Source organism: Morganella sp. B601, assembly GCF_051172335.1.
Lineage (GTDB): Bacteria > Pseudomonadota > Gammaproteobacteria > Enterobacterales > Enterobacteriaceae > Morganella > Morganella morganii.
Genome location: NZ_JBPIZE010000002.1, coordinates 170,576 through 193,940, shown reverse-complemented (window position 1 = coordinate 193,940; position 23,365 = coordinate 170,576). Strand labels below are relative to the sequence as shown.

21 protein-coding genes are annotated in these 23,365 nt (G+C 49.5%); 8 read left to right on the top strand and 13 right to left on the bottom strand.

Annotated features, from left to right (window positions below; all coding sequences use genetic code 11):
* Positions 1 to 292: 292 nt before the first annotated feature.
* The 3 genes from ACSBQN_RS05605 to ACSBQN_RS05595 all read right to left on the bottom strand — a co-directional run bounded on the left by ACSBQN_RS05605 (position 293) and on the right by ACSBQN_RS05595 (position 3,680).
* On the bottom strand, positions 293 to 883 hold the full coding sequence (locus ACSBQN_RS05605; protein ID WP_004237505.1) for a Slp family lipoprotein: 591 nt from the start codon (positions 881 to 883) through the stop codon (positions 293 to 295).
* An 85-nt stretch (positions 884 to 968) separates the two neighbouring features.
* Positions 969 to 1,670 (bottom strand): tRNA (adenosine(37)-N6)-threonylcarbamoyltransferase complex dimerization subunit type 1 TsaB, encoded by a 702-nt coding sequence (gene tsaB, locus ACSBQN_RS05600; RefSeq protein WP_152696354.1) that lies wholly within the window; start codon positions 1,668 to 1,670, stop codon positions 969 to 971.
* 84 nt (positions 1,671 to 1,754) lie between these two features.
* Complete coding sequence (locus ACSBQN_RS05595; protein ID WP_214177139.1) at positions 1,755 to 3,680, bottom strand: ATP-dependent DNA helicase; 1,926 nt, start codon at positions 3,678 to 3,680, stop codon at positions 1,755 to 1,757.
* A gap of 100 nt (positions 3,681 to 3,780) precedes the next feature.
* Here ACSBQN_RS05595 and ACSBQN_RS05590 point away from each other — a divergent pair, with 100 nt between their 5' ends.
* The gene (locus tag ACSBQN_RS05590) at positions 3,781 to 4,125 is read left to right on the top strand and encodes a RidA family protein (RefSeq protein WP_004237501.1); all 345 of its coding nucleotides are present in this window, start codon (positions 3,781 to 3,783) and stop codon (positions 4,123 to 4,125) included.
* A 192-nt stretch (positions 4,126 to 4,317) separates the two neighbouring features.
* Here ACSBQN_RS05590 and lsrK read toward each other — a convergent pair whose 3' ends face one another.
* Both lsrK and lsrR read right to left on the bottom strand, forming a co-directional pair.
* Complete coding sequence (gene lsrK / locus ACSBQN_RS05585) at positions 4,318 to 5,913, bottom strand: autoinducer-2 kinase (RefSeq protein ID WP_064483138.1); 1,596 nt, start codon at positions 5,911 to 5,913, stop codon at positions 4,318 to 4,320.
* Between the two features lie 85 nt (positions 5,914 to 5,998).
* On the bottom strand, positions 5,999 to 6,949 hold the full coding sequence (lsrR, locus tag ACSBQN_RS05580; protein WP_046024608.1) for a transcriptional regulator LsrR: 951 nt from the start codon (positions 6,947 to 6,949) through the stop codon (positions 5,999 to 6,001).
* A 309-nt stretch (positions 6,950 to 7,258) separates the two neighbouring features.
* Between lsrR and lsrA the strand changes: the two genes are divergently transcribed.
* The 6 genes from lsrA (at position 7,259) to lsrG (ending at position 13,128) form a co-directional block, all read left to right on the top strand.
* Positions 7,259 to 8,821, top strand: a complete 1,563-nt coding sequence (gene lsrA, locus ACSBQN_RS05575) for an autoinducer 2 ABC transporter ATP-binding protein LsrA (protein ID WP_220731049.1) — start codon at positions 7,259 to 7,261, stop codon at positions 8,819 to 8,821.
* Positions 8,815 to 9,819: an autoinducer 2 ABC transporter permease LsrC gene (lsrC, locus tag ACSBQN_RS05570; protein ID WP_024472990.1), complete on the top strand. Its 1,005-nt coding sequence runs from the start codon at positions 8,815 to 8,817 to the stop codon at positions 9,817 to 9,819. Before lsrA ends, lsrC begins: the two co-directional genes overlap by 7 nt.
* The gene (lsrD, locus tag ACSBQN_RS05565; protein WP_004237496.1) at positions 9,816 to 10,820 is read left to right on the top strand and encodes an autoinducer 2 ABC transporter permease LsrD; all 1,005 of its coding nucleotides are present in this window, start codon (positions 9,816 to 9,818) and stop codon (positions 10,818 to 10,820) included. The genes lsrC and lsrD overlap by 4 nt, the downstream gene beginning before the upstream one ends.
* Before the next feature lie 41 nt (positions 10,821 to 10,861).
* Entirely contained in the window at positions 10,862 to 11,878 is a 1,017-nt protein-coding gene (lsrB, locus tag ACSBQN_RS05560; protein ID WP_015422696.1) for an autoinducer 2 ABC transporter substrate-binding protein LsrB, read from the top strand.
* 65 nt (positions 11,879 to 11,943) lie between these two features.
* Positions 11,944 to 12,825, top strand: a complete 882-nt coding sequence (gene lsrF / locus ACSBQN_RS05555) for a 3-hydroxy-5-phosphonooxypentane-2,4-dione thiolase (protein ID WP_024472989.1) — start codon at positions 11,944 to 11,946, stop codon at positions 12,823 to 12,825.
* Between the two features lie 3 nt (positions 12,826 to 12,828).
* The gene (gene lsrG / locus ACSBQN_RS05550; protein WP_004239424.1) at positions 12,829 to 13,128 is read left to right on the top strand and encodes a (4S)-4-hydroxy-5-phosphonooxypentane-2,3-dione isomerase; all 300 of its coding nucleotides are present in this window, start codon (positions 12,829 to 12,831) and stop codon (positions 13,126 to 13,128) included.
* A 198-nt stretch (positions 13,129 to 13,326) separates the two neighbouring features.
* On the opposite strand, the gene ACSBQN_RS05545 is transcribed toward lsrG, so the two are convergent.
* Positions 13,327 to 13,617 carry a hypothetical protein gene (locus tag ACSBQN_RS05545; RefSeq protein WP_434991631.1) on the bottom strand — a complete coding sequence of 97 codons (291 nt, stop codon included), beginning with the start codon at positions 13,615 to 13,617 and terminating at the stop codon, positions 13,327 to 13,329.
* A gap of 8 nt (positions 13,618 to 13,625) precedes the next feature.
* Entirely contained in the window at positions 13,626 to 16,118 is a 2,493-nt protein-coding gene (locus ACSBQN_RS05540; protein WP_172973049.1) for a colicin-like bacteriocin tRNase domain-containing protein, read from the bottom strand.
* A gap of 259 nt (positions 16,119 to 16,377) precedes the next feature.
* On the opposite strand from ACSBQN_RS05540, the gene ACSBQN_RS05535 reads away from it, so the two are divergent.
* A complete protein-coding gene (locus tag ACSBQN_RS05535) occupies positions 16,378 to 17,235 on the top strand; it encodes a hypothetical protein (protein WP_036407898.1) in 858 nt (285 codons plus the stop codon).
* A 27-nt stretch (positions 17,236 to 17,262) separates the two neighbouring features.
* Here the strand turns inward: ACSBQN_RS05535 and ACSBQN_RS05530 are convergent, their stop codons facing one another.
* From ACSBQN_RS05530 to ACSBQN_RS05505, 6 genes are all read right to left on the bottom strand, one after another.
* Entirely contained in the window at positions 17,263 to 17,877 is a 615-nt protein-coding gene (locus ACSBQN_RS05530) for a sulfite oxidase heme-binding subunit YedZ (RefSeq protein WP_036407893.1), read from the bottom strand.
* Positions 17,877 to 18,881, bottom strand: a complete 1,005-nt coding sequence (msrP, locus tag ACSBQN_RS05525; protein WP_036407890.1) for a protein-methionine-sulfoxide reductase catalytic subunit MsrP — start codon at positions 18,879 to 18,881, stop codon at positions 17,877 to 17,879. The genes ACSBQN_RS05530 and msrP overlap by 1 nt, the downstream gene beginning before the upstream one ends.
* 96 nt (positions 18,882 to 18,977) lie before the next feature.
* Positions 18,978 to 20,351, bottom strand: coding sequence for an ATP-binding protein (locus tag ACSBQN_RS05520; RefSeq protein WP_024472982.1), 1,374 nt, complete (start codon positions 20,349 to 20,351; stop codon positions 18,978 to 18,980).
* A complete protein-coding gene (locus tag ACSBQN_RS05515) occupies positions 20,351 to 21,019 on the bottom strand; it encodes a heavy metal response regulator transcription factor (RefSeq protein WP_024472981.1) in 669 nt (222 codons plus the stop codon). The genes ACSBQN_RS05520 and ACSBQN_RS05515 overlap by 1 nt, the downstream gene beginning before the upstream one ends.
* Before the next feature lie 119 nt (positions 21,020 to 21,138).
* Complete coding sequence (locus tag ACSBQN_RS05510) at positions 21,139 to 22,071, bottom strand: nucleoside hydrolase (RefSeq protein ID WP_024472980.1); 933 nt, start codon at positions 22,069 to 22,071, stop codon at positions 21,139 to 21,141.
* Between the two features lie 50 nt (positions 22,072 to 22,121).
* Positions 22,122 to 23,315: a NupC/NupG family nucleoside CNT transporter gene (locus tag ACSBQN_RS05505; RefSeq protein WP_024472979.1), complete on the bottom strand. Its 1,194-nt coding sequence runs from the start codon at positions 23,313 to 23,315 to the stop codon at positions 22,122 to 22,124.
* Between the last annotated feature and the right edge of the window lie 50 nt (positions 23,316 to 23,365).

The window sequence follows — 23,365 nt, the reverse complement described above, 5'->3', positions numbered from 1 at the left end:
GATTATTGCTGCTCATCTCATGACCCGCCGGTGTTAACAAAATATTTACATAAATAAAGTATTTACATAAAACGGCGTTTTCGGATAATTTTTCTGTTTCAGGTTGAGAGTCACATCACTAATTTGTTTTATAAAGCCAGATAACAATCGAGGCGGCAAATGCCGCCTCTTAATCTATTCACTGTAACAAGGTGAGGATAATCATTCCTGCTTATCGTCACGGGCGGGATTATACACTCAAATCCGCATTTATGCTGAACTTTAAGGTTACCATACCCGCAAATCCGCGCGATTAAGGCACTAAATAATCCTGCACCACTGCCGGTCCCGGCGGATAGTACCAGCCGCCGCCATAATAGCCGCCACCGTAGTACCCGTTATGCCAGCGCCACGGATCCGGACCATACACCGGCGGCGGCATAATCACCTGCCGTGCCTGGTGCCAGCGCTGGAAACCGGTGACATCAATCACCGGGAAAGTATAAGGAACATCGCCTATCTTACCGGCTTGTGTGCCGTTCATCAGCCCGACCACCGTGACATACTGGTCGCGGAAGTTATCCGGCTCCATAAAACTGTTGATCCGGGCATACATCCGGCCGGTGATCGTTGAACCCAGGAATGGCGCACCGGTGCTGTTCAGCGGCATCACCGCGATTTCCAGCTGTGTCATATCCGGCTGATTCTGCACGCTGAGTACCCGCCCGCCGAAACGCGCTTCCATCCCTTTGTAAGCCTGCGGCGCTTTCTGAACGGCCTGAAAATCCGTCAGCATCGTGGTGCCGCTGCCCTTAATGGATTCCGGTACTGTGGCGCAGCCGGCCAGCGCCAGTGATAAAATCACAACACCATACTTCAGACTGCCCCGTAAGCGATTCATCATGATATGAGCTCCTGTGACGGATAGTATTCATTTATTGTGGCTGATGATTGCCGGTTCAACAATTGACGCAGGCTATTTTTTTACGTCATTCCCGGCCCGGTAATTTCTTCCAGGTCACTTCGTTACGCAGATATACCGGCTCCGCTGACTCAGGTACAGACGTTTCCCCGCGGCGCAGTGCATTCAGTGCCGGCGGCAGCATATCCTGTGCATGCGGCAGCGTAATCTCTGTCATCTGAGTACTGAGAGTCAGCGTTTCCTGCATCTGCGGATACGCCGCCCAGCCGGTGCCGGCCAGTCTCCATTCGCCGGTGAGTGCGGCACAGCGCGTGACAAAATCAGCCGGTTTCAGCACCGCTTCCGCCAGTTCCTGCCGGAAAATGCCCTGCTCATCACGGACATACGCCGCGCAGTACACTTCATCCATGCGGGCATCAATGGCAACCAGCACACGGGCGAGCCCGGTAGTACGGAAAACCCCTTCCGCCATGGTTTCCAGCGATGAGACACCGATCATCGGCAGTTCAGCGCCCAGTGCCAGACCCTGCGCAATCCCGACACCAATCCGCACGCCGGTAAAGCTGCCCGGCCCCTGACCAAAGGCCAGTGCATCAAGATCACGGAGAGAGAGATTCTGCTGTGCCAGTACGGCCTGCACCATCGGCAGAATGCGCTGTGTGTGTTCGCGGGGGGTGACGGCAAAATCGGCGGTGATCTCACCATTGTTGTAAAGTGCAACGGAACAGGCTTCTGTTGCTGTATCTAAGGCTAAAATTCGGCTGGACATGCCATAACTCCGGCAAATAAATAAGGTTTATGGTAACAAAAAAATCACGGTAACAGTGACTTTTATTGCGAAACTGATTCAGTGTTATTCCGCTGTGCGACGCTGTGACTGCCGTGCTGCCAGAAATTCCGCAGCTTTGGTCAGCGAACGGGTCCGTGGCGACGGCGGCAGACTTTTCAGGAAGATTTCCCCGTAAGGGCGCATCACAATCCGGTTATCGCAGATAACAATCACGCCGTAATCCTCCGTATCACGGATAAGCCGCCCGACCCCCTGTTTGAGGCTGATCACCGCATCCGGGATCTGGACATCACGGAACGGATCGCCACCGCGTACCTGACAATCTTCCATGCGGGCTTTCAGCAGCGGGTCATCAGGCGCGGTAAACGGCAGCTTGTCGATGATGACACAGGTCAGTGCATCACCACGCACATCCACCCCTTCCCAGAAACTGGCGGTAGCTACCAGCAAGGCATTACCGGAGGAGATAAAATCACGGAGCAGCTGTGTTTTACTGGTTTCCCCCTGCACCAGTACCGGCAGTGTCAGTGACTGACGGAATTCAGCGGCAAGATCACGCATCATCTGGTGTGAGGTGCATAAAAAGAAACAGCGTCCACGGTTAAGATTGATCAGCGGGCGCAGTTGTTCCGCCAGCTGTTTTGCCGCACCGTACTGATTCGGCGACGGCAGAAAACGCGGCACACAGAGCAGAGTCTGTTCCTGATAATTAAACGGGCTCGGCAGGATCAGGGTTTCGGCGTTATCCAGCCCGAGGCGGCGGGTAAAATGGTGCAGATCATCATTCACCGACAGTGTCGCGGATGTAAATACCCACGCCATTTTCTGATTACTCATCATTTCGCGGAATTTGTCTTCCACGGTCAGCGGTGTCAGTGCCAGCAGGAAATGACGGCCATAGCTTTCAAACCAGTAACTGTAACCGGGAATCGAGACATCTTTCAGCCGTTTGAGGCGATTGCGGTACAGGGTCGCCCGTTCAAACGCCGCATCCAGCATGGCGGAACGACCGAGGGAGAGCTTCATCACGTCATAACAGAGTTCCAGAGCATCATCGAGCAAGGTGAGTGCCCGCTGAAACTGCGGCTGTGCCAGCAATTCCCGCAGATTACCGCGAAAACCGGTATCACCGAGTGCCAGCCGGAAATCCTGCACACTCATGGTCAGGCGATCCGCACATTTCTGTAACTGTGCCTGGTCACGCAGCTCACTGCGGTAAGCTAATGTGATATCGCGGGTGAGATCAAATAACTGACGGCTGCTGAGCTGCTGGCCGAAATACTGACTGGCGATATCCGGGATCTGATGCGCCTCATCGAAAATAATCACATCCGCCTCAGGGATAAGCTCCCCGAAACCGGTGTCTTTCACCACGCGGTCAGCCATAAACAGATGATGGTTGACCACCACCACATCCGCTTCCAGCGCCTTGCGCCGGGCCTTCAGCACAAAGCATTCTTTATATTGCGGGCAGTCGCTGCCGAGGCAGTTATCGTTGGTACTGGTGATCAGCGGCCAGACCGGGCTGTCTTCCGGAATATCGTGACAGGTGGTGATATCCCCCAGCTCCGTCGCCGTTGCCCAGCGTCGCGCCGCCACTATCTGCGTGAGGGTTTCCGGCTCCATATTAATATCGCCGAGAGTCTGCTGCTCCAGCCGCTCCAGACAGAGATAGTTCGAGCGCCCTTTGAGCAGCGCCACCCTGCCGTCATAATCCAGCGCCTGAATAATGGTGGGGAGATCGCGGTTATAGAGCTGATCCTGCAACGCTTTGGAGCCGGTGGAAATAATAGTTTTCTTTCCGGCACGCAGCGCGGGCACCAGATAAGCAAAAGTTTTGCCGGTCCCGGTTCCGGCTTCCGCCACCAGTTGCCCCTGCGTTTCAATTATCCGGCTGATCGCCGCCGACATAGTGACCTGAGCTTCCCTTGGCTGAAAACCGGGAATGACACGGGCTAAGCGGCCGTTTTTTGCAAAATCGTCTGACACGCGCGTTCTCTTCTGACAAAATAGGCGCTAATTATGCCAAGGGTTGAGCAATAGCACCACCTTGCCGTGTAAGAAACTGGATATATTTACAGGAGAGAGAATGACAATTCAGCGAATTGATCCGGAAGACCGCTGGTCTGAAGCGGTTGTACACAACAACACCGTTTATTACACCAGTGTTCCGGAAGATCTGAGCGGCGATATTACGGCCCAGACCACCAGTGCCCTGCACGCGATCGATAAAATTCTGGCCCGCGCCGGTTCAGATAAAAGCAAAATCCTCGATGCGACCATTTTCCTGGCAGACAAAGCCGATTTTGCCGGTATGAATACCGCCTGGGATGCATGGGTCGCGAAAGGCAGTGCGCCGGTGCGCTGCACCGTGGAAGCTGCTCTGATGCACCCGGATTATAAAGTCGAAATCAAAGTGATCGCAGCAGTCTGAGTGTTGAAAAAGCAGAGATCTCTGTTAATTCAGTGTCTCTGCTGATGACGGGCAAAAACGAAAAGTCGCTGTAAACACATCCCTGTGCGCTCAGGCGCGTCATCCATGACGCGCATGCTTTTCGTTTCCTTTGCCCGTCATCGCAGGTTTACCCGGACATACGGTATCTCTGCTTTTTACTGAAATGAGGGTTTATTTTAATCCCGGCGCCTTCCACATCGATGTCGTCAGGCCGGAATCCACCAGCGAAAGCTGGTCCGCATACACCTTCTGCCAGTTCTGTTTGGCTTTGTCATAAACCTCACGGTGTGCCGGATTTGGCTGATACTCATGCTGCCACTGCACCAGACTCTCACCCGCCGTCACCATATCATCATATAACCCGACACCCGCTCCGGCGGCGATCGCACACCCCAGCGCCGTGGCTTCTTTTACGACCGGTACCCGCACCGGTACCCCGGTAACATCCGCCAGGATCTGGCTCCACAACTTGCCTTTCGAACCACCACCGGCGAACACCAGTGAATCAGCCTTCACACCACTGAATTTAGCAATCAGATCAAGATTGAGGGATGAAACAATCGCAGCGTTCTCCTCCAGTGCGCGGAACAGCGAGGCTTTGTTACTCTTTTCCGCATCAATGGAGAGGTTAATAAAGGAAGGCGCCGCGTGATACCAGGATTTAAACCGCATCACATCGGAGAAAATCGGCATGATGCCGTGAGAGCCGGCGGGCACCCGGGCGGCCATATCTTCCAGTAATGAGTAAGTATCCACGCCGAGACGTTCAGCGATGATTTTTTCTTCCGCACAGAACGCATCACGGAACCAGCGCATCGTCAGGCCGGTAAAGAAACTGATGGATTCCGCCTGCACCATCCCCGGGATCACATGCGGGTTGATGCGGGTATTCATATCCGGATCAGTGACCGGTGCAGGTAAATTCACCACCTGCTGCCAGAACGTGCCGCCGAGCACCGCAGTTTGTCCCGCTCTGACCACGCCCAGCCCGAGACAACCCAGCTGGACATCCCCGCCGCCCATCACCACCGGCGTGCCTTCCGCCAGACCGGACTCTTTCGCGGCATTCGCTGTGATATAACCCAGTACAGTACCGGTTTCTTTAACAGGAGAGAGAATATCCGCGCGCAGCCCTGCCATTTCCAGCAGGCCCGGCCGCCAGTCACGGGTTTTCAGATCCAGCATCCCGGTGGTACCTGCGTTGGAAGGGTCAACCGCCAGCTCACCGGTCAGTTTGCAGGCCAGCCAGTCGCTGATCATGGTGAGTGTGCCCGCCTGCCGGTAGATATCAGGCCGGTGGTGTGCCAGCCACAGCAGACGCGGCATTGCGCCGAGGGCTAAGGTCTGGCCGGAGCACTGATAAACATCATATTCAAAAGTGTTATCGTACAGCTCTTTTAATTCACTGACTTCATGGCTTGAGCGCGCATCCACGTTGGCACATGCCCAGATCGGTTCGCCGTTGCGGTCATACAGTACAATGCCTTCACGCATTGAACAGGCCGCCACCCCGGCAATCGCCGAAGCAGGCAGACCGGCATTTTTCAGTGCCAGCGCAATACAGTGACACGCCAGCTGCCAGTTCACCGGCAGATCAAATTCCATCGAGCCCGGTACATCCGGCAGCTCATTGTGACGCCACTCCGCCTGTCCGACCGCCACCTGATTGCCGTGAAGATCAAAAATAACGGCTCTGATACTGCCTGTTCCCGCATCCAGCGCCATCAGGTATTTTTCTGATGAGCCGCTGCCCGTAATCTGATTCATGTCGCCATCCTCACAAATTCAATTGGACTGATACCGTTACACCATGAAATACAGCGTGATTTTCGTCTGCGGGACAGTCAGTGCATCAGGTTAATAATGTCAGCATCACCCGCGCTGTCTGCTCGTCTGTCACCAGGGAGTTGATATAGCCCCCCAGCAGTGCCGCCACAATCACCTCGGCTTTTTCCTCACCGCCCGCCACTCCGACCACCGTCGGAATATTTTTCAGTTCTGCGGGGGTGATGCCGATAAGTTCGCGGTGCATCTCCACTTCTTCTGTCAGTTCCCCTTCGCGCCCGATAAAGTAGCCAAGGATATCCCCGACCGCTCCGCGCCGTGCCAGCATCAGTTGCTCACCACTGCTGATATAGCCGGAACGCATAATGGTCGCATCCTGTTTCTGATTTACCGCACCCAGGCCGACAACGGCAATATCCGCTGCACTGGCTGCCATCAGCACATCCTGCACGCTGCGTTCCTGACGGAATGTCGCCGCCACTGCAGCACTTGATGCCCGTAATGGTGCAGGAATAATGCTGACCGGGCAGTTGGCATCAAGCTGGCCGATGCCGGTCATGTACTGCCCGACGCCGCCGGAAAGTGTCACCAGACGGATCTGCTGCGAAGAGACAAACCCGCTCAGATGCTGCAATGTCGCCATTGCCGCCTCCCCGAACCCGACTGCCAGCAACTGGCCGGGCGAAAGCTGTGACATCAGCAGATGTGCACCGGCCACGCCGAGGCGGGTATGGATTTCCGGACCGTTCAGTGCCGGGAGTATGCGAATTTGCTTTAACGAAAATCTTTTTTTCAGAATATCTTCAAGTTCAAGACAGCCTTCAAACCGGGAATTTATCTGCACCCGGATGACGCCGGACTGACGTCCTTTTTCGAGCAAACGCGAAACTTTCAGCCGTGTCAGACCGAGCAGATCCCCGATATCCCCCTGCGTGAGACCATCGTGGTAATAAAACCAGGCAATACGGGCCAATAACTCTTCTTCATTCATACTAAGTCCTGAGGCGTCATAGTCCATCGAAGAAACGGAGCTTACCGGGGCTGCTTTCGTGTTTTTTGAAACTGTTGTCATGTGAACTTTTGTTTTCCGTTTTTACAGATAAGCACCTTTTACAGAAATCTGCCAGAGGTGCAGGCCAAAATTTTGAACAAATTCTAACGCAGATCTGATTTTTTCACAAAATATGGCCGAAATATTGTCTTATTTGATTTTTATGGCTTACATTTATGAACAAATGTGTTTATAAATTATAAATGTTCATTTTATTGATGTTTTCTTAACCACATAACATCCGGCAGCAATACCCATAACACCAGAGGTGCCGTTATGTCAGAGAAGCAACACCCGATTCAGCCGCTGCTCACCGCCCGCGGAATAGCCAAACAGTTCTCCGGTGTGGTTGTCCTCAAACACATCGATTTCACACTGTTGCCGGGACAGGTTCATGCGCTGCTGGGCGGCAACGGCGCGGGAAAATCCACGCTGATGAAAATTATTGCAGGGATTGAACAGCCGGATGCAGGCACCCTGACGCTGGAAGGTCAGGAGATATCGCACCTGACCCCGGCGAAAGCCCATCAGCTGGGGCTGTATCTGGTTCCGCAGGAGCCGCTGCTGTTCCCGAATCTGTCTGTGCAGGAAAACATTCTGTTCCGTCTGCCGAAACATCAGGCAGGCAAAGCCAAATTACAGCAGATGCTGACATCACTGCGCTGCAATTTTGATCTCAGCGCACGGGCGGGCAGCCTGAATGTGGCGGATCAGCAGCTGGTGGAGATCATGCGCGGTCTGATGCGTGATTCGCGCATCCTTATTCTTGATGAACCGACCGCATCCCTGACCCCCGCCGAAACCGAACGCCTGTTTGAGCGGGTGCGGGAATTACAGCAGCAGGGTGTCGGGATTGTCTTTATCTCTCATAAACTACCGGAAATACATGCCATTGCCGATTATCTGAGCGTGATGCGTGACGGCAATATCGCGCTGGCCGGTCCGGCAAAACAGTTTTCCACTGATGAAATCATTCAGGCCATCACACCTGAAGCGAAGAAAAAGCCGCTGTCAGAGACGCAGAAGCTCTGGCTGGATCTGTCCGCCACCCGTAACAGTCCGCAGGATGATACGCCGGTGCTGGATGTCCGTAATGCGTGCGGCGAAGGATTCCGTAACATCAGTTTTGTTGTCAACCCGGGGGAAGTGGTCGGGCTGGCCGGTGTCGTCGGCGCCGGCCGGACCGAACTCGCAGAAACATTGTACGGGCTGCGCCCGCTGATCGCCGGAGAGGTTTTCCTCAACGGTGACAATCTGTGCGGTGTCAGCAGTGAAAAACGCCTCACCCGGGGGCTGGTCTGTTTACCTGAAGACCGTCAGGCCTCCGGACTTTTTCTTGATGCCCCGCTCACCTGGAATATCGGTGCGCTGGTGCATAACCACCAGGGGCTGCTGGTCAACCGCTCGCGGGATGATGCATTGCTCGAGCGTTACCGCCGCGCCCTCAATATTAAATTCAGTGACGGACAACAGATCGTGCGTACGCTGTCCGGCGGTAATCAGCAAAAAATCCTGATCGCCAAATGTCTCGAAGCCAATCCGTCACTGCTGATTATTGATGAACCGACACGCGGCGTGGATGTCGGCGCCCGTAATGACATTTATCAGCTGATACAAAGTATCGCACAACAGAATGTGGCGATTTTACTGATCTCATCTGACCTCGATGAAGTGGTGGCACTGGCTGACCGTGTGCTGGTGATGCATCAGGGGGAATTCTCCGGGGAATTGCAGCACAACGAGCTGAACACCGACACCATTATGCACATGGCGTTCGGCGAGCACCGCCCGCAGACAGAAACAGAAAGCAGCCCGTTACAGGAGGCCGCATCATGCTGAAATATATCCAGAATAACCGTGAAGTAACGGCACTGCTTGCTATTCTCTGCCTGTTTGTTCTGCTCGGCGGCATGGAAACCCGTTATTTCAGTCTGCAGACTGTCACCATGATTTTCGGCAGTGCTCAAATCCAGATGCTGCTGGCCATCGGTGCCACCCTGGTGATGCTGACCCGCAATATTGATGTGTCTGTCGGATCAACCACCGGGTTGTGTGCCGTGATTGTCGGTATCGCGCTGAATGCGGGACTGCCGCTGACGGTGGCGATCCTGCTGACCATCGCCGCCGGTCTGCTGGCCGGATTCTTCAACGGCATCCTGGTCACCTGGCTGCGGATCCCCGCCATTGTTGCCACTCTTGGTACCCTCGGGCTGTATCGCGGCATTATGCTGCTGCTCACCGGCGGGAAATGGATTGAAGGTTTACCGGCGGAACTGAAAGATCTGTCAAAACCGGTCTTCCTCGGGCTGTCGCCAATCGGCTGGTTTATTATCCTGCTGATTATTCTGATGACCCTGTTCCTGTCCCGCACCACCGCCGGACGCGGTTTCTACGCCACCGGCGATAACTTACAGGGCGCGCGCCAGTTGGGTGTGCCGGTTGATCGCACCCGCATCATTGCCTTCTCTGTAAACGGCATGATGGCGGCACTCGCCGGGATTGTGTTTGCCTCACAAATCGGTTTTATCCCGAATCAGACCGGTAACGGCCTTGAAATGAAAGCCATCGCCGCCTGTGTGCTGGGCGGGATCAGCCTGCTCGGTGGCACCGGTACCATCGTCGGCGCTATCCTCGGTGCCTATTTTATGACTCAGATTGACAGTGTGCTGGTGCTGCTCAGACTGCCGGCCTGGTGGAATGACTTTATCGCCGGGTTTGTTTTACTCGCGGTTCTGGTCTTTGACGGCCGTCTGCGTGTAGCACTGGAGAAAAACCTCCGCGCCCAGCGCTATGCCCGGTTCCTTAATCCTTCCGCACCGCAGGAGGCTAAAAAATGAGCATCACCAAACGTTACGGCTGGGAAATTGCCCTGGCGCTGCTGATTGTCCTCGAAATTCTGTTATTCGGTATGGGCAACCCGCGCCTGCTGGATGTCAATGTGCTGCTGTTCAGTACCAGTGACTTTATCTGTATCGGTCTGGTGGCGCTGCCGCTGACGCTGGTGATTGTCAGCGGCGGGATGGATATCTCCTTCGGCTCCACCATCGGGCTGACCGCCATTGTGCTCGGGATCCTCAATCAGGCCGGCGTACCGATGATTGCCGCCATTCCGCTCACTCTGCTGACCGGCGCACTGTGCGGCCTGATTAACGCCCTGCTGATCCTGTTTACCGGCGTTAACCCGCTGGTGATTACGCTCGGCACCATGTATCTGTTCGGCGGTTGCGCCCTGCTGCTCTCCGGATTATCCGGTGCGACCGGTTTTGAGGGGATCGGCGGCTTCCCGGCAGCCTTCACTGATTTTGCTAACCTTGATTTACTCGGCATTCCGCTGCCGCTGATCATTTTTGTCCTGTGTGTGCTGGTGTTCTGGTTTTATCTGCACCGCACCCATCCGGGCCGTAATGTCTTTTTAATCGGACAGAATGCCCGTGTCGCGCGCTACAGTGCTTTCCCGGTGACACGCACTATCTGTCTGCTGTATGCGATGGTCGGCGTCAGTGCCGCACTCGCCTCTGTCATTTTAGTGTCCTATTTCGGCTCTGCCCGTGCGGATCTCGGCGCATCGTTCCTGATGCCTGCTATCACCGCTGTTGTACTGGGTGGTGCCAATATTTACGGCGGTTCCGGCTCTGTATTAGGCACCGCGCTGGCTGTTTTGCTGATCGGCTTTTTACAGCAGGGATTGCAGATGATCGGCGTACCAAATCAGGTCTCCAGTGCACTTTCGGGTGCGCTGCTTATTGTTGCCGTTGTTGGTCGTTCCGTTTCTTTACACCGACATCACATCCTTGGCTGGTGGGCGCGTAAACGCAACAGGCAATTCGTATCAGAGTAAAACACGTTTGTTATCACAGATTTGACGAAATGGAGAAAACCATGAAACCCATCATGAAAAAACTGGCGCTCGCCACTGCATTAAGTCTCGCATGTGTTTCCTGGGCGAATGCAGCAGAAAAAGTCGCCTTTATTCCTAAACTTGTCGGTGTCGGCTTCTTTACCAGCGGCGGCCAGGGTGCTGTGGAAGCCGGGAAAAAACTCGGTATCGATGTCACCTACGACGGCCCGACCGAGCCGAGTGTGTCCGGTCAGGTACAGCTTATCAACAACTTCGTTAACCGGGGCTATGACGCGATTATTGTTTCTGCCGTTTCGCCGGACGGGTTATGTCCGTCACTGAAACGCGCTATGCAGCGCGGTGTGAAAGTCCTGACCTGGGATTCCGATACCAACCCGGAATGCCGCTCCATTTATATCGACCAGGGCACACCGAAACAGCTCGGCGGCATCCTGGTGGATATGGCAGCGGATCAGGTGAAAAAAGAGAAAGCCAAAGTGGCCTTCTTCTATTCCAGCCCGACCGTAACTGACCAGAACCAGTGGGTAAAAGAAGCGAAAGCGAAAATCGAAGCTGAGCATCCGGGCTGGGAAGTCGTCACCACCCAGTATGGTTATAACGATGCCACCAAATCCTTACAGACTGCCGAAGGTATTCTTAATGCCTGGAGTGACCTGGATGTGATTATCGCGCCGGATGCCAACGCCCTGCCTGCGGCTGCTCAGGCCAAAGAGAACCTGAAACGTAACGATGTGGCGGTTGTCGGGTTCAGTACCCCGAACGTGATGCGTCCGTATGTGGAGCGCGGCACAGTTAATCAGTTCGCGTTATGGGATGTTGTCAAACAGGGCGAAATTTCTGTCGCCGTGGCTGATGCACTGATGAAAAAAGGCGAACTGAATGTCGGCGATAAGATTACCGTCGCCGGTGTCGGTGAAGTTGAAGTCTCCCCGAACAGTGTTCAGGGCTATGACTACGAAGCAAAAGGCAACGGGATTGTGGTGCTGCCTGAGCGCGTTATCTTCACCAAAGAGAACATTAACAACTATGATTTCTGATGTAGTTGCTGATTTAACCAATGGCGCGGGCACCCTCCGCGCCAGTTTAACCAGGGGAGAATTCCATGGCTGATTTAGATGATATCCGTGACGGCAAAGACTTCGGGCTTAATACGCCGCAAAAAAACACCCTTTATACCCTCAAAGGCTGCGGTTCGCTGGATTGGGGTATGCAGTCGCGTCTGGCCCGTATTTTTAATCCGCAGGATAATAAAACGGTCATGCTGGCTTTTGACCACGGCTATTTCCAGGGGCCGACCACCGGCCTTGAGCGGATTGATATTAATATCGCCCCGCTTTTTGAGCATACCGATGTCCTGATGTGTACACGCGGGATCCTGCGCGCACAAGTACCGGTCACGACCAACAAACCGGTTGTGCTGCGGGCATCCGGTGCTAACTCCATCCTGACCGAACTCTCCAACGAAGCAGTTGCGGTGGCGATGGATGATGCGGTTCGCCTGAATGTGGCAGCGGTTGCAGCCCAGGTCTATATCGGTACCGGGCATGAACACCAGTCCATCAAAAACATCATCAAAATGGTGGATGCGGGGATGCGTGTGGGCATGCCGGTAATGGCAGTGACCGGGGTGGGTAAAGATATGGCGCGTGATCAGCGTTATTTCTCACTCGCCAGCCGTATTGCTGCCGAAATGGGCGCTAATATCATCAAAACCTACTTTGTTGAGGAAGGTTTTGAGCGCATCACCGCCGGTTGTCCGGTACCGATTGTCATTGCAGGCGGTAAAAAACTGCCGGAAAACGAAGCACTCGATATGTGTTTCCGCGCTATTGACCAGGGCGCATCCGGGGTGGATATGGGCCGGAATATTTTCCAGTCCGAAAACCCGGTTGCCATGATGAAAGCGATCCGTGCCGTTGTGCATGGCGGTGAGAGTGCAGCACAGGCTTATCAGCTGTTCCTGAGCGAAAAGAACAAGGGGTAAATTTTGAACGTAACATTAGTGGAAATCAATGTGAAACCCGGAAAAGTGGACGAATTTATTGCCGTTTTCCGTGAAAATCATCTGGGATCGGTAAAAGAGCCCGGTAACCTGCGTTTTGATGTATTACAGGACCCGGAAGTGGAAACCCGCTTTTATATCTATGAAGCCTATGCCGATGATGCGGCCGTGGCTGCACATAAGAAAACCCCGCACTATTTACAGTGTGTGGAAAAGCTGGAAGACCTGATGACCGGCCCGCGTAAGAAAACAGTCTTTATCGGGCTGATGCCGGAAGTGAAATAAGCGTATCTTGTTTGTTATGTTAAGTGACCGCATAATGGCGGTCACTTTTTTGCATTGATTATTCATTGTTTCATTTTTATGGACGATTATTTATCTTATTTTTTATTTTTTATTTTTTATTTTTTCCGAGAAGTTGGATTAATAAAATACAATACGCATGAGCACAATTGCACTCAAAAATAACAAGCATATGTTTTTTTAATCTATCTCATATTTCCCTTCTGACATAAAATCGAGCTCAATCCATTTTGGCCCTTTCATATAAAGGCCGCCTTTCTCTCCCCCGCACATTATTTTTTCTTCATTCAGAAGCCTGTGCGTTTCACGGAGAATCATAATATTACACGATTCATATTTATCCGGGCCATTATAACGATAAAAAAAACGATCTATTGCCGGGTAAATAAGACCACTTTCACGCCTGGCAACCAGAAACAGGATAACATCTTCCATCGATTCATTTTTTACCATTTCATTGTAATCAATCACCTTACACCTCAATCATCATATGTTGAAAATAGAGCCTCTGCTGTATATAGTAATGCATCATCCGAACTCAATTGATAATCTTCCAATGTAGCCGTATGTGTATTATTCCACACTTCCCCTTCATTCTCAGGTCGTACTCCGTCTTTTATGCCCAGATTCCGGTAACGCTCCAGCTCACGTATTTCATGAGTATAAAACCGTTTATCTGTATCAGTCGCCGGAAACGTTCCGGTAAGAATATATTCCAGCCGTTCAAGCATAATGTCATTATCAGCGCTACTTCCAAAACGGCTGATATGTAATCTTACCTTGTCTACTCCCTCACGGTCTATTACCGCAATCCGCCAGTCAAGTACTTCAATCGGTCCGCCAGCCCGCTCAGTATGGTAGTCACGTCCGCTGAATTTACCTTTGGCATTGGTTTCACCATAAGGGCTGCTGAGCATAATATATACAGGTTTCAGCCCGCTGCCATCAGGGAATACCAGAATAAAATCCGTGAAGGATATATCATCCGGCAACGGGAAACCGGTATTCATCGGTGTTACAGGTATTTCCGCCGATGTTCCTGTATGGAAAGGAAATTTCAGCTCAGGAATGGATATTCCCCCCGGAAATCCGGGCGGTATTGGCGGATTAACGGGGTTGATCAGAATGGTCGCGGAAGATGGCAGAGACGCTTTATATACACCGGTAATGCTATCTTTTACTGCGTTAATAACCGGGATTTTTCCGCGATGATACCGGCGAACATCAAAAACGACCACCAATTTTTCGGTATTTTTGTCACGAATCCATAGGCCACGATAATTCCTTTCGGCAAAACCATCCGATATTCTTATATTACCGGCAGGAACGGCCACCGCCATTTGCCCTGCAATACTGTTCGTCTGCATTATTACGGCGGAATGATACCCCGCAATACTATCCTCTGAATCATTCCTGTCCGTTTTTTGGTTCGTCAGGTAATCATGGAATAAAGGCTTTTCTTCATTTTGTTGCGGGATAATTCCGCTGCCTTTCACCGAAATCTGAAGTTCCCCGGTTTTATTTCCGTCAATCAGAAATATATCCGGATTTTCAATCAGTGATATTAATCTTTTTTCAAAATGACGGATACGGTGAAGCCACTCCGGCCCGGCAACAATCATTGCCAGATGACGTTCAGTTCTGTTCTTCTGTATCCCTGCCCGCATAAAATTACGTTCTGCGATTTTATGCTGGTTGATAACATCAAAATGTCTGTCGATATCCTGCTGAATTTGCTTTGCATATTTTCTTTCCAAATATCCGGAATGCGAAGCTATTCTCCGATAATATGCCAGCTTTTTCATATGAGATTCCAGGTCAATTTCCCGGTGGTTTTTGCGATCCGATATGGCTTTTCTTCGTAATTCTGTGGTGTTATTCAGTTCAGTTTCTGCTGATTGGTATGCTATCCGTGCCGCTTCAACCGGAAATTGTTCCTGCCAGAGTCGGATAGTATTTCCAGATTCAATTTCTTCAAATAATGGTAATTGTGACAGGAACAGATAAACAGGTTCATGCTCACCAGAAAAATCAATAATGGCATGGTGTGTTTTAATCTCCGGACTTGCCGGAATATAATTTTTCACCGGAGGGGTAAGACTAACCTGTTCCGGTTTGACAATAATACTTTTTACATTATTTATAACCGTTATTCGAACAGGGGGGGCATCCGGAATTATATTGACATCATACACACTGGGAATATCCGTTTTCTCTGCTTTAATAACCGGAATTATTTTATCTTTTACAGGTGTAATTACCGTAGTATGCTTCCCTTCCTGCTCATTGATGGCCAGGGATACAATAACGTCTGCCGGTACCGATTTTTCCCCTGCGAAAATTTCTGGTGAAGTACCGGTGACAAGAGTTGCCGGTAGCGTGGTCAGAATATAAGGATCATCATCACCATCTCCATAACTATTATCATGATAGTATATAACCAAAGGCTCTTCTGCGATTGATGACGGCATTAATATGCCCGCAATTCCCAGTACCCTGCCCGCAATCGGAAGAACAGTTTCTAATGCCAGTAATAAATAGGTTTTTATTGGTGTAACAATAGCGGAGATATTACGCATATCAAGAATAAATTTCAGGGTATTTTGCTGAGGATACATTGATATTGCAAGACCAGCGTGTGCCGTATGCAAATAAGGCTCATCCGTATACAGAGGATCTTCTCCTGTTGATTCTGTATCCGGATAACCTGAATTTACTGTTATTTCTCCTAAATCAATTGAATTCCCCGGGTATGGATAAATATCCGGGGAATACGATATCGGTGGCAAATCAGAGAATGAGTCTCCTCCGGTTCTTCCGCCACCGAACCTGCCGGGGTCATAATGATAAATATCTCCGTATGGTGTATGACTTATCCCCCAGTCATGCTCAAATTCAGAAAATTTAAGATAATCCTGTTTTTCGTAATAAATGTGGCTTATTTTATCAATACCCCGTTTTTTTCTCATCATTCCTTTTTCCTTTCTTAATTCACTTATGTTCCTTCGGAACATGTCGGTTCTGATGAGTTTATGAAGTAATATCTCTACTGTAATTTTGTTAAAAAAACAGGGTTCTGTTAATTCTGAAAGCGATTCTTTTCACTTAATTTCATGGGGATAATTTTTATAACGGATAAAACTGATTTTTTGACTGGCCGGTTGCCTGAACGGAATAACTCCCTTACCATCGAAATAAATGAATCTGAATTCATAGCTTTCCGGAGAAATCGTGAAAAAACTCACAGTAACCTGCTCAGTTCTGCCTTTGGCGCTGTTTTCCGCTGTTTTCGCCCTGCCGTCCTATGCCGCAGAAACTGACTGCCAGCCGATGTCTGAACAGACCCGGCTCAATCATATGAGGATGATGGGACTTTCTTACCTGAATGGACCGGTAAAATCATCCTCCATGGTCACCGACAGCGATCAGCAGGACAGCGATCTCAGGATATTTTCCGCCAGTAATGTGACACTGTCACCCTGCGGGCAGATCACTCACTATGATTTCACCCGCAAAAGTATGCAATACGGTATGATCTTTGATTTACTGGTGACCGGGGCGGAAACTGCTGATGAGATCAGTATGGAATACCGCTTTTCTGCCGATTATGTTGGTAAGAAAAAAACGCGCCCGACTATCAGCCGGATTTTTCTGCTCAAAGATGCGCAACAGGTTATCACCGGCTACCGGACGGAAAATTTTATCGAGGGTAACAGCACCATCATGACCGAAAACGGCACCGTGGAATACCGTGACAACAATATACATTCGGTTCTGATAAGCAGTGAAATTCTCGCCAAATCCTACAATCTGAATTTTGATTATGATAAAGCTGACCGGCTAACCCGTATTTACACCACACCAATTCCTCTCAGTAACTTTAATTTCACCTACAATGAGAAAGGTGGCCTGGATAAAGGGACAGAAAGAACGGAATCCACCGGAATCGTAACCGGTAATGATATTCAGTGTACGGAATGGGATACCTATCAGAACTGCACCGCAGGGCTCTGGCTCCGGCATATTAACGGTGAACCTGCCGGTGAAGTGCCTTTTCATACCACTTATGAATATTACGGCGATAAGTAACCGCAGAAGATAACTGGCATAAGAGTGTTACCTGATTTTATCGGGTAACATCTGATTTTTGCTTCGCTGCTGCCGGCGATGACAATATGCCAGAATAACCAGTACCAGATAAATGGCCGGTTCCGGTGTATCTGTCTTCGCTGCTAAAATATAATGCGTAATAACAATAAACAACAACGGATACAACAGATTATGGATCCGTTTCCACCACCGGCCTGATAAGTTGCGTATCCGGTCAGACGACGTCACTGCCATCAGGCACAAAATTAACCAACCAGCCACACCGAGATTAAGATAAAAACGGGAAAATATCTCACTGAAAAAGAGTGCCGTATTTTCTGCACCTATTTCAAGAAAAAAATAGCTGGCCAGATGCAGCGTTGCCCAGAAAAAACACCATAATCCGAGTAATTTTCTCACCTGATATAAACTGTTCAGCTTAAAATAAAAAGCAATCACCGGTATCATTGCGATAATAATCACTAAACGAAGTGCCGTAATACCGGTGAAATGCTGAATATCTTTTGCGGGATCTGCTCCCAGCACCCCGTAATTAACAGCATAAATAAGCCATACCAGCGGCAATACTGCCGTCAGATGAAAAAAAAGTTTAACCGCCGGGTAACGGAATAATTTCATCATCAGAAATATCTCCGCAAATCCATCCCCTTATATAATTCTGCCACGTCTTCTGCATAACCGTTAAACAGTAATGTCGGCTGCCGTGTTGTCCGGCCTAACCCTCCGGAGCCGATAAAACGTTCTGTAGCCTGCGACCAGCGCGGATGATCAACCTGCGGGTTTACATTGGCATAAAACCCATATTCACGGGGTGCTGAAAGATTCCATGTGGTCGGCGGCTCAGATTCTGTCAGACGAATTTTAACAATGGATTTTATGCCTTTAAAACCATATTTCCACGGAACCACCAGCCGGACAGGCGCACCATTTTGTTTCGGCAGTTCTTTTCCGTAAACACCGGTTGCCATCAGTGTCAGAGGGTGAAGTGCTTCATCCAGGCGCAACCCCTCAATATACGGATACTGAAGCCCGCCTCCGGTAAAACGGCTCTTTTGACCGGGCATTTGTTCCGGGGCGTACACCGTTTCAAAAGCAACATATTTCGCTTTGCTGTTCGGTTCCGCTGATAACAATAAATCTCTCAGAGGAAAACCAACCCACGGAATAACCATTGACCATGCTTCCACACAGCGCATTCGGTAAATACGCTCTTCGGCCTGAAATTTATGACGGATCTCATCGGCATTTAATACCAGAGGCCGGTTAACTTCTCCCTCAACCGTCAGTGTCCATTCATCCGTTTTCAGGGTATGTGCGTTTTCAGCCGGGTCCGATTTATTCAGGCCGAATTCATAAAAATTATTGTAACCTGTCACCTTATCCTCCGGCGTTAATACCAGATCGGACTGATACTTTTCAGGTTTTGTATAACTGAGGTCTTTTAAGATTGTCTCCGGAATTCCGGGCTTATCATCGCCGGAAAACCACGAAAACAGACCGGCGCTGACTGACGGGCTGACCATTAATCCGGCCGTACCGGCACCTAATAATTTAAGCAGATTCCTGCGCTTCATCATAAAAACAGATTCCGGAGTAATCTCAGACGATCGTATTATTTTCTTCATGATGAGTCCCTGTATCCAACAATCACGGTGATAACATTCAGGAACTGTTATACCGCATAATCTGAATTTAAAGCTGACAGGACGATGACAAATTTGTCATGAAAGGGGATGAGTATCCGGAAAAATTAAGGTTACCGTGTTATATGACCCGGTACGTTCAAATCTGACCTCACCTGAATGCAATTCTGTTATTGCCTGAACAATCGATAAGCCCAGCCCGCTTCCTTCTGACGTTCTCGCATTATCTCCGCGCCAGAAGCGGGTAAAGACCTGTTCACTGTTTGCAACAACATCACCTTTGTTCATCACTGAAATGACGGTGCTGCCATGATTATTTTTTGCACAGGCAATAACCTCCGTATTTTCATATGAATATTTAACCGCATTTGACACAACATTAACCATAATTTGCATCAGCAATACTCTGTCGGCTGATACCGTCACATCCGATATTTTATTAACCAGCCGGATATTTCTCTCATCGGCATAAAATGCCAGTAACTCATAAATATCCTCAACCAGCTCAGAAACAACGATGGTTTCCCGCTTCAGATTAATATTTTTATTCTCTGCTCTGGCGATAAACAGAATGTTTTGTATTATTTTTGCCAGTTTATCCAGCTCTTCTGTATTGCTGGCGATAATCGCTTCATACTCATCCGCAGTGCGCGTTTTTTGTAATGTGATTTCATTCTGAATTTTAATGGCATTAATGGGTGTTCTTAATTCATGCGCTAAATCATCCGCAAGTTGTGTCAGCCGGACAAAATCATTTTTCAGCCGTGAGCGCATGATATTCAATGAATCACCCAAACTTTTCAGTTCATCCGGTAAGCGGCTGATATCCACCGTCTGTCCCAGAGAGTGCAGATCTGTTTTCGCGGTGATCCGGCTGAGATGCGTAATATCCTGCAATCCCCGGCGGATAAGCCATATACTGAAGACGGCCATCAGAAGAATAGCAATAACGGAAACAATCAGACTTTGCTGTAAATATCCGCGTAAAACACTGCTGCGATCAACCGAACGCTTTGCCAGAGTGACATATAATTTACCTTCAGGAGCCTGAGTCTCAAAATTAACCACGGAAACCGGCATGTTATCGTCCGTATTCTGGTATGAGATTAAAGGCGTTTCCTGATTATCCGGATAATTAAGTTTGTCCCGGGTATTCAGGGTTATCTCCGGGTTGGTATCCACAATAACGTGATTATCAGTATCTGCTATCTTAATAACATCCTGCCGCATATCCATCATCCGCCGGAAATAAACAGGTAGCGATTTAATATCAATACCACTGACAATCAGTTTAGCCAGTTGGTCGGCACGGTTAATCAGAATGTCATCATCTTTTGAGGCAAGTTCATTTTTCAGAGAGTGATAAAGGATCAGTGTGACAAAACCTGCGTTTGCCACCATCAGCAACATAAATAATGATACAATTTTAAATCTCAGTGAGCGTATTTTCATCAGTCCGATCCGTTCAGGCGGTATCCCATACCACGGACAGTTTCAATTAATTTACGATCATGATCGTCATCTATTTTTTTTCTGAGCCGCCGGACAGCCACATCGACAATATTGGTATCACTCTCAAAATCCATTCCCCACACCTCACAGGCAATCAGTGTTCTGGGCAGGATCTCTCCGGAATGCAGCGCAAAAAAAAGCAACAGTGAATATTCCTGACGTGTCAGCGATATTTTCACGCCTCCCCGCTGTACATCATGACGGGTCAGATCAATGCTGAGATCGGCGATATTAATCACTTTGGAAGCCGGCTGAGAAGTACGCAGCTGATTCCGGACTCTTGCCAGTAATTCGGAAAATGAAAACGGTTTAACCAGATAATCATTCGCGCCCAGTTCCAGTCCTTTTACCCGGTCAGCAACTGCATCCCTGGCTGTCAGACAAATAACCGGTACCATTTTGGCGGTTCTCAATATTCTCAGCACTTCCCAGCCATCCATACCGGGCAACATAATATCAAGAATAACCAGCCGGTAATTGTTCTCCAGAGCAAGATACAACCCGTCTCTGCCATCTGCCGTGATATCAACAATAAATCCGGCTTCCTCTAATCCCTTTTTAACCCAGCTGCCGGTCTTTTCATGATCTTCAATCAGTAATATTTTCATTTTTATAATCCGGAATTTTACCTGTACATCCTGCATCAGTGTATTTTAATTCCGGACATAAAAAAACAACAGAACCGTGCTACGCACCGAACGTGGCACCTCTGACCCGTAATCTGTATTTATAATGACAGAATCCGTTCTGCTATCAGCGACATTAACACGTCCGCCTGTACATCGGTGATGATGGTGGTGTTGATATGTGGTTCATCGATACGGCACTGGTTTTCAGCACCTTTCTGCACATCCGGCACAACGGCATGGCTGAAGCCGAAAAGCTTGTGTGACTCATACTCAATTTCAACGTGTCCGTCGGTGCCTGAAAAAATATCAGGGCGGACTAAATACGCAATCACACAGGGATCGTGCAGGAACGGATCCGATTCCGCATAGCCGCGCGCCATCTGTGCGGCGGCAACGGCAATGGCATTTCCCTGCTCCAGTACCCCGCATAATCCCGCCCGGATATCCGCCTTATGGGTCACATCCAGCCCCAGCATAGTGATATGTGCTGCGCTGTCAAAAACGATATGTGCCGCATGCGGGTCAACATAGAAATTAAATTCAGCGGCTGGTGTGATATTTCCCCGGCGAAATGCCGCGCCCCCCATCAGGACAATATCTTTCACATTATCTCTGAGCCTTGGCTCTTTCAGCATCGCCATTGCAATATTGGTCAGTGGTGCTGTCGGGCACAGAGTGACTTCGCCGGGGTTGGACATCACGGTATCAATAATAAAATCCACCGCATGTTTTTCTGAATAACGGTAAGGGGATTGCGGTATTTCCACCCCCGCCAGGCCGTCACTGCCGTGCACGGCTGTTTTGTTTCCCCGGCGGGTCAGCAGAGGACGCCCGCAGCCTCTGGCCAGCGGTATATCCGGGCGCGATGCCAGCGCAAGGATCCTGCGGGCATTTTCATGAACTTTATCCAGCTCAACATTCCCGGCAACAGTTGTGACCCCCAGCAGCTCAATTTCAGGAGAAGCCAGTGCCAGCAGAATCGCAACAGCATCATCCACACCCGGGTCACAATCCATAATAATTTTCGTCATCTCACTTCTCCTCTGATCACGCATATGATGTACGGAACCATAATACAGGCTTAACTCTGCCCGGAAAAAATACCGGCCATTGTTGCAGACAGACAACTGACCAGCGTTGAACCGGCAACCAGCCGGAACGTATTTGCGGCTATCATTTTTCCGTGTTTTTTACTGATCGCGGACACACAGCCGATAATCATTCCCACAGAGCCGAAGTTCGCAAATGAAATCAGAAATACCGATATAATCGTTTCTGTTCTCGGACTGATATCCTGTATTTTTATATAATCAATCATTGCCACGAACTCATTAGCCAGTACTTTTGTGGCAATAATTTGTCCGAACCGGACACTGTCTTCCCACGGCACACCCAATATAAAAGCAAGCGGTGAAAAAATATACCCGAGAATACCCTGAAACGTTATCCCTGCAATGTGTAAAAACACATCATTCAGTAAACTGATTAATGCAATAAAGCCAAGAATAATAGGAACTATCGCCAGGATAAGTTTAAAACCATCCTGCATATGTTCGGTGATAACCTCGAAGAAACTGTGTCGTTCACTGTTAACACCGGAAAAGTTCTCCGGAATCTCAACCGGATCACCGGGATTAATAATAGAAACGATAACAAACGTACTGAAAAAATTCAGGCATACACCGATAATAACAAACTGTGGTGATATCATTTGTGTATACGCACCCAATATAGCGATATCGACTGTTGATAAAGAACATGCCGCAATCGTATACATCTGCGGTTTTGTCAGATTGGGTATATATTCTTTTATCGATACATAAACTGCCATCATACCTACTGCAACAGAGCTGACAGCAGAAAAAGATTCAAGTTTGCCGACTTTCGCTATTTTATTAATCAGATAGCCGATTGTGATGATAATCAGCCTGAGAATACCAAAATATTTTAAGATCCCGATAACAGCACAAATAAATACCAGCGGCATCAGTGCGGCAATAACAAATATTACGGGTTTTTTAGCAGTGATATCCCCGAATACAAAATCGATCCCCTTGTTAGCATGATAGATAAGATATTCAATCCCCCCGGAGGCAGTATGAAGTATTGCCAGCCCGGCAGAGGTATGCAGAAGTGCATAAGCCACTACTCCTTCCAGCAATAATAATACGATTATCGGAACACACTTTCGTTTGATATCACCAGCCTTAAAACTGATTGAGGCCGCTGCAATAAAAATCACGAAAAGGCTGATGATGAAAATAAAATACTTCATAAAAACCTCTGTCCTGTATCATATTAATTGTTTTGGTTATTCAGGTTATA